The organism is Rhizobium sp. SVR5-9E (assembly GCF_056755095.1).
Genome location: NZ_JBNDHS010000051.1, coordinates 35,334 through 46,231, shown reverse-complemented (window position 1 = coordinate 46,231; position 10,898 = coordinate 35,334). Strand labels below are relative to the sequence as shown.

At 57.3% G+C, this 10,898-nt stretch carries 8 protein-coding genes and 3 pseudogenes; 9 read left to right on the top strand and 2 right to left on the bottom strand.

All coding sequences use genetic code 11. The features are described from left to right. Window positions 1-528: 528 nt before the first annotated feature. Window positions 529-1,482, top strand: coding sequence for a hypothetical protein (locus ACPYOJ_RS21470; RefSeq protein ID WP_481418038.1), 954 nt, complete (start codon window positions 529-531; stop codon window positions 1,480-1,482). Between the two features lie 751 nt (window positions 1,483-2,233). On the opposite strand, the gene ACPYOJ_RS21465 is transcribed toward ACPYOJ_RS21470, so the two are convergent. Continuing rightward, window positions 2,234-2,386, bottom strand: coding sequence for a hypothetical protein (locus ACPYOJ_RS21465; protein WP_481418037.1), 153 nt, complete (start codon window positions 2,384-2,386; stop codon window positions 2,234-2,236). 54 nt (window positions 2,387-2,440) lie between these two features. On the opposite strand from ACPYOJ_RS21465, the pseudogene ACPYOJ_RS21460 reads away from it, so the two are divergent. The 6 genes and pseudogenes from ACPYOJ_RS21460 to ACPYOJ_RS21435 form a co-directional block, all read left to right on the top strand. Then, a pseudogene (locus ACPYOJ_RS21460) lies at window positions 2,441-2,728 on the top strand (ATP dependent DNA ligase); the annotation flags it as partial. Between the two features lie 301 nt (window positions 2,729-3,029). Next, window positions 3,030-3,317 (top strand): hypothetical protein, encoded by a 288-nt coding sequence (locus ACPYOJ_RS21455; protein ID WP_481418036.1) that lies wholly within the window; start codon window positions 3,030-3,032, stop codon window positions 3,315-3,317. A 92-nt stretch (window positions 3,318-3,409) separates the two neighbouring features. Continuing rightward, window positions 3,410-3,613 carry a CsbD family protein gene (locus tag ACPYOJ_RS21450; protein WP_168834267.1) on the top strand — a complete coding sequence of 68 codons (204 nt, stop codon included), beginning with the start codon at window positions 3,410-3,412 and terminating at the stop codon, window positions 3,611-3,613. Window positions 3,614-3,787: 174 nt separating this feature from the next. After that, window positions 3,788-4,036, top strand: a complete 249-nt coding sequence (locus tag ACPYOJ_RS21445; protein ID WP_481418035.1) for a hypothetical protein — start codon at window positions 3,788-3,790, stop codon at window positions 4,034-4,036. A gap of 879 nt (window positions 4,037-4,915) precedes the next feature. Next, window positions 4,916-5,401, top strand: coding sequence for a helix-turn-helix domain-containing protein (locus ACPYOJ_RS21440; protein ID WP_481418034.1), 486 nt, complete (start codon window positions 4,916-4,918; stop codon window positions 5,399-5,401). Window positions 5,402-5,900: 499 nt separating this feature from the next. Continuing rightward, window positions 5,901-7,074, top strand: a pseudogene (locus tag ACPYOJ_RS21435) (IS110 family RNA-guided transposase). Between the two features lie 320 nt (window positions 7,075-7,394). Here ACPYOJ_RS21435 and ACPYOJ_RS21430 read toward each other — a convergent pair. Beyond that, window positions 7,395-8,821: pseudogene (locus ACPYOJ_RS21430) on the bottom strand (ISNCY family transposase). 558 nt (window positions 8,822-9,379) lie between these two features. Between ACPYOJ_RS21430 and ACPYOJ_RS21425 the strand changes: the two are divergent. Beyond that, the gene (locus ACPYOJ_RS21425) at window positions 9,380-9,526 is read left to right on the top strand and encodes a hypothetical protein (protein WP_481418033.1); all 147 of its coding nucleotides are present in this window, start codon (window positions 9,380-9,382) and stop codon (window positions 9,524-9,526) included. Window positions 9,527-9,554: 28 nt separating this feature from the next. Continuing rightward, window positions 9,555-10,646 carry a nucleotidyltransferase family protein gene (locus ACPYOJ_RS21420; RefSeq protein WP_481418032.1) on the top strand — a complete coding sequence of 364 codons (1,092 nt, stop codon included), beginning with the start codon at window positions 9,555-9,557 and terminating at the stop codon, window positions 10,644-10,646. The last annotated feature ends 252 nt before the right edge of the window (window positions 10,647-10,898 follow it).

The following is a 10,898-nucleotide window of genomic DNA, read 5'->3' as shown; positions in this document are numbered from 1 at the left end:
CGCTCGGTATCACGGTTGCATTCGGCGGGCTTTCGATTGTCGCTTTGTCGTCCATCGGGTTTCTGCGATGACCGCTTCCGGCCCAAAGCGGCCCTGGAAGACGGCCTTAAGTCCTAGAGAGCGCCCGCTAAAAGCAAAAATGGCTCGCCCTAGCGGAGAAGCCCCGGCCGCACATCGTGGGTCCCATGAAACCCTGCAACAGCGTGGAACCGGTCCAGCAGCAGACCGCTTCCCCAGTTTAGATTGTCAGATGGTTTTTCCCGTAAAGGTATAGTGAAAAAACACCACAGAATTCAGCCCGTAACGCGAGGCGGATAGTAAAGCGCGCCCCCCGCAATTCGGACTTGGGCTTACGGTGTTCCTGGCGGAACCGTACCATGATCAATCTGGGCACTGCGCCTGCCGGTGCGGAACGACCATTCGCCGTATCGGTTCGGTATCGCACATTCGCGGTTGCTTAAGTCTGTCGGTTGAGTATCTTCCAAAGATGGTGGGTACCTTAAGCTGCAAAGTCCGGGGAACGGCTCGATGAAAAGCGTAGGTACGCGCACAGCTGATGTGGCGGCTCCCTCGACCGAAGATGTGCGAGAGCGGTTGCGGCGCATCCTCTCAAGTGACGTTTTTTGTCTTCCCCAACGAGGGCGCAAATTCCTTCAGTTCGTCGTAGACGAGACGCTTGAGGGTCGAGACAAATATTTGAAAGCGTTTACAATCGCCAACCAAGTTTTCGGTCGTAATGCATCATATGATGCGCACATTGATCCCTGTGTCAGAATCGAAGCCCGCCGAATTCGGCGAGAACTTGAGCGCTACTACCTCCTAGCCGGGTTGACTGACAGGATAATCATCACGATCCCTAGGGGTCGCTATGTTCCGGCGTTCGCGACTTGTGCTCGGCAGCCGGACAGCGATCCTTTGCCTGTCCTTGGTCGCATCCGGCGCTTACGTTATTCGATCGCAGCGGGCGCGACTGCCATCATTGCTGCGGCGCCTTTGGCCGTCCCTTTAGTGCACCAAGCCAACTATCCCGCAATAGCGGTGCCGGTCCTGGTGGAAAGCCGCCCGAGCGTGATGGTTGAACGCTTCGAGCGCTCCGGTCCAGATTACCGATCCGAAGCCCTTTCTCAGGGCATATCCGATGCGATCATCGAAAAGCTTGCGAAGTCGAACGACATCGTTGTCCTTGTCGACATGAAGGAGCGCCGTCTGGTCAATCCATCCTATGCTCTTCAAGGCCGCATTCAGGTAGAGGGCGCTCACTTGCGCTCAACTATTTGTCTAGTGCGCCGGGCCGACGGAGCGGTCATCTGGGCCAACAACTACGATTCTAATCTTGACCAGCAGGGGCTCGCAAGCGTCGCGACTTCGCTCGCGAAGAACATTTCGCCCAAGGTTGAACGGTCAATGGCGACGGCTGAGAGCGATAGCTCCTCGATGACCGCGCGCCGCCAGGATGGGGTGGGCGCCATCGCTGACGTTTAACAGGAAAACTGCCGCGCGGCCGCTTCGATAACCGATTGCCCCAGCGAGCGTTCCCGTTCGATACCGTACGGTCAAAAACCCGCGGCAGCATGGGAGTCATGATAAAGAGGCGGAGCCGCGCGACCTTCCAGATGGGCAAGGAAGGGGTAAGCAGATGCTGCCACGCGGCTCCGAGTCGCCGAACGACCAGATTCAGCGACTGTTCCCGTCCGGTAGCGTACCATGAGCTCAGCGGAGAAATAGCAACAGCGCGAAGCTCCCGATGGCGCCGGCAATAGGGCCCAGCATCGCTAGCCCCAGCAGCGATATTCCCCAAGACGGCTGGCGCGGCTTTCCTTGATCTTCCGGCAGACCTTCGACTTTCGGATCGGCCCATCTTCCTGTATGTTTTTTCTGAGCTGAGGACGGCGCATAACCCAAGCCTCAGCGACGCACGGTCCACATGGGCTTGGCTGTGTGGGCCTTCCGATTGGGAGCAAGCGGATGGTCTGGAAAGGTAGCAGGGATACAATTCAAGAGAATATAGCCTTGCTCGAGGCGAGACGCGCAGCAATTCGGCAGGCAGAAAGAGAGCAAGCGTTTCTGGAGACGGAACGAGGCGATCAGTTAGCGGAGTCGGATATCCGAAAGCAGGCTGAAAGAGCGATTCAGGAAGTCTTGGGGTGGCCTCGTTTCTGGAACAAGAAGAGGGCGACGAGGTTGCCAACTCACTTCAGGAGAGAGGCTTGTTAGCAAAGCGTCGAGGCGCGGCTTACATCAAGGAAGAATAACTATCATGCCGTTGCCTTCCGCCGGTCTTTGCCGAAATCGAGTATAGCGCCAGATCGAGAGCGCCGCGATCAATAGCACCAATTATTTCGATGCCCGGCCGCCACTCTCGAGCGAAGCTCTCATTGAGCAGCATTTTCCCAATCTCCTGGCCATTTTCCCGATAGATATTCACGAGCGGCCGATGTGCCGGCTCTTGTCTTCCTCGCGGCGCGCAAGGGCGATTGTCTGGCCTATGGGGGTAGGGACCGGCTTCAACGAACGCTCAGGAGACGAGCTCGGGGAGCAGATGGACAAGATCGCGATCTCGACACCGGCCGCCGACACCGGCAGGAGAAGCGGGATGCGGTCTATGTGAAGCCGATACATTGCCGAGATCGAATACCGCGCCTGGACCCATGACGGGAAGCTCCAGCATGCCTCGTACAAGGGGCTTCGAGAGGAGCAGGACGAGGCGGCGATTTTCGAGATCAAATGAGAAATGTGAGGAACCGGCACCTGTCTCCAAAGTTCGGCGGCGGGAGGTTCCCACGGCTCGACGCCAATTGCCAACGGACCAAAAGCCGCGTCCGTCCGGCAGGCAGATGGTTCCTGGTCGGTCTTCGATAAGGAAACTGGTCTGCCTATGGAAGCGTCGGGACGGAGGCTCATCGGTCTCGACGACATAGCTGCGCAGCTTAACGCAGCCTTCATCGACCACATCTCCGATACGAATTTGGAACAATGAAAGAGCAACGTAGTTGGGTGCATCTAACCAAAGCTAAATGGGAGGATCTCCAATGCTTCTGAAACTCATCACGGTCTCTGCTCTTTCGATCGGTCTTGCAACGTCGGCCATGGCACAGAGCAACAGCGGCAGCACCAGCGGTACAAGCGGCGCTGCCGGCGTTTCAGGTTCGGGGGTGGAAAGCAATAACAACCCGTCACCTAACAGCACTTCCAATACCGAAAAGGACTCCCAAGGGAAGAAGGATTCCTCGGACTGTGTTCAGGGCAAGACAGCAACCAATAACGCGACCAAGACCGCACCTGATGTAGCTGCAAATGCCGCTGGCAACTGCCAGTAACGTTCGGACGGACAAACTCGATCGCTATGCGGGCCGGTGTGCGAGCTGAACAGCTTTGCGCGGAGCGGTTTGACGCCAAAGGAGGAAACACAATGGATTGGAATCGTGTCGAAGGTAACTGGAAGCAGATGAAGGGCAAGATCAAGGAACAGTGGGGCGAACTCACTGACGACGACCTTGACCAAATTGCGGGCAAGCGTGACCAACTCGAAGGCAAGATCCAAGAGCGTTATGGATTGGAGCGCGATCGCATACGCCAAGACATCGACGACTGGTATGGCAGCCAGCGTTGGTAGTGATACAAAATTGGCCCGGAGTTCATCTCCGGGCCTTTTGGGGGAGGTGACGGATGGTGCGACGGTTTTGCGTGTTCAACAACAATTGATCAAAGCCTTAGTGGTAACCAAAACTGCTTACATTAATACCTATTACTAACTATATCATATGCGTTCGACGATATGAGGCGAGGAATGTCTGAATTTTACAAAAGAATGCGCGAGGTGGACTTCAAGATACTCTCTCAAGCGGTGCAGGGGTGGTACCGACACTACGGTGTACCATTTAATGATGAAAGCACGGAAGTACTCTGCAGCGCCGCCATAGATCTTTACAACGGAGGACACAAAACAGTCGGTGAAATAACCCCGCGACTGATCCAAGCCTATCATGGGCTGATGTCGATGAAGGTCAACTCGCCGACGTCAATCGCCATCCACTAGCCCACGGGGCATAGGAAAAGGCCGGAACGAAACACCGTCCGACCTTCCTCGATCCGTCTCAATTCCTGCGGCAGTACATCCGGGGTCAGCCGACCGAGACAAATTCTATGGGATGGAAGTGGCACGTGATTTGAAATATTCAAGTCCTGAAGAAATCACTGGTGCGCTGGCGCTGGCGGAGTAGCTGAGGGGGCCGCCGTGTTGTTACGTGCAACTGGCTTTGCCGAACCGGGCTCTGAATTGCTTGTTGAGGGCGTTGTCTCTGCATCGGTATCCGTTCCGCTCCGCTCTATAAGCAATCGCTGCTATCGCGACGACAACGAGGGCGATCACCTGCCAACCCACGAATTCGCGCGTCGGCACTTTGGCGGTGTCGTGCGAAGATCAGGGTCTAGGGTCGAGCTGATTGGACGGTTCTGCTCTGGGTTTTCGGGTCGTAAGTCGTTCTATCTTCTCCTCTTTCGACAACAGGAGAGTGCCGCTCAGCCTTCTTGGTTTCGCCTGTGCCGGTCTAGCCGACGTCTGCGTGCCGGTATTCGGAGCAATATGGAGCGTGCGGACCATGTCGGCTGCATCGTGAGTGCTGTCACAACGTCGCTGATTCGCCGTGTCGAGCCTCAACTGCAAGCGCTGCGATGAGACGAAACTCGCGGACGCGCGGCTCGCGGATCGCCTCTTCAAGGCGATGACGTGCACAATGGAACGTCTGCGTGCCTCTACGAGCCGGCGTCTTCTTCCATGACTGAAACTTATCAAATGTGCGAACCGGCGACCGCACTGCATCGAACAGCTTTGAGCCGACGAATGAGTTTTCGAAAATCGCATAGCCAATCATCGGGCGAATGATATAAGTCACCGCACGGACTTGGGCAGGAATGCATGACGGCAAGGACTGACGCATACATTATCGAGGCGGGGCTCGAGGCAGCAGACGACCCAAAAGGGGAGCGGCCGGTCTATCGGCGCGTGGGGTTCGATGGCATCTCAACGCCGAAGGCAATGGATGAAGCGATTGCTGGTTCGTTGCGGCGGTTTCGTATCGAGAAAGACCTGTCCAGGGCAGAGCTCGCTCTCCTTCTAGGATCTATCGAAGCAGTCTATGGAAGATACGAGCGGGGGATAACGAAGCTCCACGCTACGCAAGTCCTTCACCTTTGCGAAGTGCTCGGGATTTATCCCGACGATCTGCTCTTCGAAGCTGCCCCTCATCTATGGGGAACCACGGAAGAGGAAGCTCACGAACGGCGTCGTGTCACGAAGATGGTCCAGGCGCTTCCACCCGAAACACTCCGGACCGTAGGCACTCTACTGGACGCGATTTTCGCTTTGCAGAAATCGTCGGATACATCATCTCCTCCACTCTGAAGATTTTTCACCAGGACAGTCGCTCCCCGAGCAACCGCGGCGGCGAGCATGGGATGTTCCACCTATGTCGCACATGAGTATCCGGCAGGAACTACCATAGGTAATATAGTGTTGGTCTAACGAGAAAGTACGATGCGCGGTGGGCGGCCGCGTTGCATGTCCATTTTATGTGTCTTCATGAAGACGTTTCAATGGGATAGGGCGCCGCAATGGCATTGCGATGACTCTATAGGACAAAGCTGTTTGAAACAACCTGAAATTGCGGTGTCAAAGCTGGTTAGAGACGCGGCGTCGCCAGCCAGTTAGAAATGCGACAGTCAGCATCGCCGCTGGCGCTGACGGCAGCCCCCGATCCGACCGGCTGGGCCGGGTTGCGAGGGAGGAGCGGGGGCGGGTGAGGGACACCCCTTCGGCTTTAGATTCCATGAGGCGTGAACCGCGCCCAGCGCTCTGCGAGAGTGTGGTTGTACAGATGCAATCCAATCTCTAGGAGACGACAATGCATACTTCCCACAACCACGACGACAATACGACCGCGATCCGCACGGATCTGGGTGCGATATTTGTTTCTCTTGAGTTGAGCCGAGCGACATGGCTGGTCACATCATTGTCGCCGGGCGGCGGTGAGAAGATGTCGAAGCATACGGTTCAGGGCGGTGATGTCGGCGAATTGCTGTCCCGCTTCGCTTACCTTCAGGAGAAGGTACGCTCCCGTGTTGGTCGGGTCGTTCCTATCATTACGATCCAGGAGGCAGGGCTCGATGGGTTCTGGATTCATCGGGTTCTGCAGGAACACGGCGTCGAAAGTCATATTGTCGACGCAGCGTCAATTGCCGCATCACGACGGGGTCGGCGGGCCAAGACCGACAGGATCGATGGCGAGGCGCTGGTACGTGCTCTTCTCGCCTTCAAGCGTGGCGAGCCTCGTGTCTGCGCGATGATCAGGGTCCCGAGCCCGCAAGAAGAAGACCGTCGTCGCATTTGCCGTGAACGGCGGGTTCTGATTGCCGAGCGAGTTGAGCACGTCAATCGCATCAAGGGTCTGCTCTTTGCGCAAGGCATCGGCGGATATCAGCCGCTGCGAAAGGACAGGCGCATACGACTCGATGAACTCCGAACCGGCGACGGTCGGGCTTTGCCGCTTTATCTCAAGGCACAGATTGTCCGCGAACTCGACCGCTTGGAACTTCTGCTCGATCGTATAGCGGTCGTTGAGCGCGAGCGTGATCTACTGATGAACAAAGCCGATGAGAACACCACCATCACGCGGCCCGCCGCGATGCTATGCGCCATCAAGGGGGGTAGGAGCGGAGATTGCGGCTGTACTTTGGACCGAGGGGTTGTCTCGGCATTTTGACAATCGAAGACAGGTCGCCGCCTACGCAGGCTTGGCGCCGACGCCCTGGCAAAGCGGGACAATTGACCGAGAACAAGGGGTGTCGAAAGCAGGCAACCCACGACTGCGAACGACGATGATCCAGCTCGCCTGGCTGTGGCTGCGCAATCAACCATCCTCAGCGCTGAGCGAATGGTTCTTTCACCGTGTTCAGTCTAACGGTGGACGTCACAAGAAGAGCACTATTGTCGCGCTCGCCAGGAAATTGCTTGTCGCGCTCTGGAAGTACGTCAAGTTCGGCGTGGTCATCGATGGGGCCGCAATGAAAGCGGCATAAGCAACGCATCATCGTAGGAGCAATCTCGAAATCTTCCAGGACTGATCAATCCTGGCGGATCCAGGTGGGCGAACCGGCTCAAAGTATGGCCTCAAATGCCGCGCTTTAGAATGGTCTCGTCCTCCTGAGCCTTACCGCAACGCAAGCGGAATGATGGTGCGGCCGCAAGTGCGGCGACCGTATGTGAGTTGGAACCGGCAAGAAATGCCGCGTCAGGCGAAAAGGCTCAGACCATGGAATCCGACGGCACCGACAGGAGGCTTCTTATGACTTGACGCCAATCTCCTCATGTGAGCTTTGAGACTATGCGTGCCAGCGGTTCATTCCGCTGCCTCCATCCGTGCCAGCGCCTTCTGTCGTTTCGCAATCACCTCCGGATCGTTCATGAAATCCCTCCGCCGGCCGGGTTTACAGCCGCGCTTCTGATAGCCGTTGGCAGTGCTGCCATCACGAATGCCGAACATATGATCCGTCTGGCCGGTACGGCGAGGGCCGCTCTTGCTGCGCTGCTGCTCCCGCCCAGCCTGGAGTTCAGCCACGGCCGAAAGCATATCGTCCAGCCGCTTGTTATCGACGACATCCGCGCGATGCACGGAGCGTAACGTGTCGAAGGTTCTGTAGGGCAGGGCAAAGCTCTCGTGCATGATCTCGAGCCGCCCGTCCGGATAGTCACAAACCACGACTTTCCGGCCTGCCAAGGGCCTGGATATCTCGGTCGGATCGAGAATGAACAGCACTTTGTCGTAACGCAGCGTCAATGACTGCGACAGCGTGCGCACTTCCTTGCGGCACATGGCGCCATCGAGGTTCTCGCGGTCGGCCAGCGGCCGGTGCATGTCCTTCGGATTGCGTGGCGGCTTGCCGAAACGGACGTTGAAATCCGCGATGAACTCAGGCGCATAGGCATTGGCTTCCTCGATCGTGTCGATGCCGCGAAGCCGCATCTCCTTCACCAGCCGATCCTGCAATGTCTGATTGGCACGCTCCACCCGGCCCTTGGCCTGCGGAGTGTTGGCGCAGATGATGTCTATGTTCAACTCATAGAGCGCCCGGCCGAACTGCGTCAGGCCGCTCGTCCGGTCTTTCTCCGACGCATGGGTGGAGCGAAAGACGCCGTGCTTGTCACTGTAGAAGGCCAGCGGCTTGCCCCATTGCTGCAGATAGGCCTTCGTCGCATGCAGGTAGTCGAACGTGTTCTCAGATCCGGCAAAGCGAAGATGCAAGAGCTTGCCGGTGGCGTCGTCGATATAGACGAGCAGGGCGCATTTAGGACCGCGGGTCTCGAACCACCAGTGATGCGACCCGTCGATCTGCACCAGTTCGCCAAAGCAGTCACGTCGGCCGCGTGGCTGGAAAACCCGCTTCTTGCGTTCCCGGCGAGAAACCCAGATGCCAGCCTCGGTCATCCATTGCCGCAGCGTCTCCTTGGCGACCGAGATCCGATGCAGCTCGATAAGCTTCTCGCGCGCCAGTGTCGGACCAAATCCAGATAGCGTTCGCGGATCAAATCCAGCGCCGCATTGCGAAACTCCTCGCTATGACGCCGATTGCTCGGCTGTGATCGCTTCTTGGAAACAAGGCCGGCTGGACCATCCAGGTCATAGGCCTGCAGCAGCCGATGGACCTGACTTCGACTGAGGTCGAGCAGTTCAGCAGCCTCGACAACGCTCAGGCGCTCATCACGGATCTTCTGGATGACTTCGAGGCGATGCAATTCTTTCTGCGACATGGTGATCAAACAGGACATGACAACTCCGACCGCTCATGGTCTCGACCAGGCTGAAGGTCGTCATCCTTGCTCCCAACGTTGGCGTTGACCAGAACGTCGAGAGGCGAGACTGTCGCATCTCTAACTGGCCCAACTGTCGCATTACTAAATAGCCGCTACATGCAGTAATCGCATAATCTGTGTTATGGAACAAACGAGCATTTGTTCTTGTTGCCGTGCCGTGTCGGCGCTCGACCTTCCGATAACATCTTTATCGATAAAAGCCTCCTCATTAAATTTGGCGGAAGTCACCAAGTAAAGCGCACGATTCTCATGACCTTGCGCGGTCTGTTTTACGCTGCGCAATATGCCGATCACATCCTCAGCCGAGGCGGGAATCCAGTAAACTTGCTGTCGACGCAGCCTTCCCTTACACGGTTCCTATGATCGTCCTACCTCGAACAATCGGTTATGACCTTTCCGCAAAAAGGGTATAACTACGATAGACATATCCTCAGGCCGTCTCTGCCACCGCACACCACCCCTTCGCCAGTTATACCTTTTTACAAAAGAGGTATAACGCTAGGATTCCATATGATGACGGATCACGATCTCCGTACGTACCAGCGGTGCGCCCAGAAGCCTGCAGGGATCGTCCTGAAGATCGGAATGCACGTCCTTAAAGGCGGCAAGATCGCTACGCCGACGATCGGCGCCGATGCACGTCCTGCTACGAGCGAGTAGTAGGAGCTGGCTAAAAAGGATGGCACCTTTGAAGACTATTGACCTCATGTATCAGACGATGCTTGCCGAGTTGGGCCAGCGCTCGCTCAACGCCGCATGGACGGCCGACTTTCCTTCCGAAGGCAGGTTCACGCCCGTCACCGTGAAGGGTCGCCGCTACTGGTATTTCGATCTTGCGGATGGACAACGCGGTAGGACACGTCGCTACGTCGGTCCTGCGACCGATGAGGACATCGCTCGCCGTGTCGAGACCTTCAAGCGCGAGAAAGACGATCTTCGCGCCCGTCGACGGATGGTGTCCACCCTGACTCGCGAGGGCGGCATGATCGCCCCCGACAGCATGTCCGGCGACGTCGTCGAAGCGCTGGCGGCCGGAGGTCTCTTCCGGCTCCGGGGCGTCCTCATCGGCACGGTCGCCTTCCAGACGTACAGCGGCCTCCTCGGCGTGCGCCTGCCCATGGCGGCGATCCTCACCGGCGATGCGGACGTCCCCCAGGACTATGCCATCTCATCCGAGGTGCAGGACAGCCTCCCTCCGATTGTCGAGCTGCTGCAGGGCGTCGATCCAACCTTTCGGCCGGTGCCTCATCGATCCGGCGCCGCGGCGGCGTCCGCGTTCCAAACGGACAGTGGGTTCAGGGTCGAGTTCCTGACGTCGAACCGCGGTTCTGACGACTACATGGACCAGCCCGCGAAGATGCCTGCTCTCGGCGGGGCAAGCGCTGACCCGCTGCGCTTCCTCGATTTCCTGATCCGAGATCCGGTAAGGACCATCCTGCTACACAAGAGCGGGATCCCTGTGACCGTCCCGGAACCGTCTCGGTATGCTGTCCATAAGCTCATCGTGGCCACACGACGACGAATGGATGATTTGAGTGCGTTGAAGCGCGACAAGGACATCCGGCAAGCCGAGCTGCTGTTCGAAGCTCTCTACCAGACGAGGCGAGCATCCGACTTCGCGCTGGCGTACGACGAGGCGTGGGAGCGTGGGCCTGCGTGGCAAGAAGCGCTGCGGGAGGCGAGATACATGTTATCGGAAGATGGGAGAGCCGCTCTCAGCCGCATCCTCCGTCTCGGAAATCAGCAAATAGGGAAAGAGCGGTCGGAAGACGCTCAATGAGCCCGGAGAAGCGTCGCCCGCACGGCTCTCTTCGAGGCGCGGCAAACAAAGTAGCCAGTAAGCTGAATTAAGCTAAAGTGGCCGAGCGGCATATGGCACTCGACTGAAGGAGAGCACGCGCTCAATGAGGCTTCGATGGGTGGAACCGTAAGCCTGTACATGGGTTTAAAGCTGGCAATGTCTTTGCTCAATTCGAACCGGAGAAGGGATTTCCAATTGAACAATCTGATTTGGCTTGTCGGTGCCGTTGTA

Coding starts and splice junctions, on each gene's coding strand:
- ACPYOJ_RS21470 (WP_481418038.1), top strand. CDS start 529: ATGAAAAGCGTAGGTACGCGCACAGCTGATGTGGCGGCTCCCTCGACC.
- ACPYOJ_RS21440 (WP_481418034.1), top strand. CDS start 4,916: ATGACGGCAAGGACTGACGCATACATTATCGAGGCGGGGCTCGAGGCA.
- ACPYOJ_RS21425 (WP_481418033.1), top strand. CDS start 9,380: ATGACGGATCACGATCTCCGTACGTACCAGCGGTGCGCCCAGAAGCCT.
- ACPYOJ_RS21465 (WP_481418037.1), bottom strand. CDS start 2,386: ATGCTGCTCAATGAGAGCTTCGCTCGAGAGTGGCGGCCGGGCATCGAA.
- ACPYOJ_RS21455 (WP_481418036.1), top strand. CDS start 3,030: ATGCTTCTGAAACTCATCACGGTCTCTGCTCTTTCGATCGGTCTTGCA.
- ACPYOJ_RS21450 (WP_168834267.1), top strand. CDS start 3,410: ATGGATTGGAATCGTGTCGAAGGTAACTGGAAGCAGATGAAGGGCAAG.
- ACPYOJ_RS21445 (WP_481418035.1), top strand. CDS start 3,788: ATGTCTGAATTTTACAAAAGAATGCGCGAGGTGGACTTCAAGATACTC.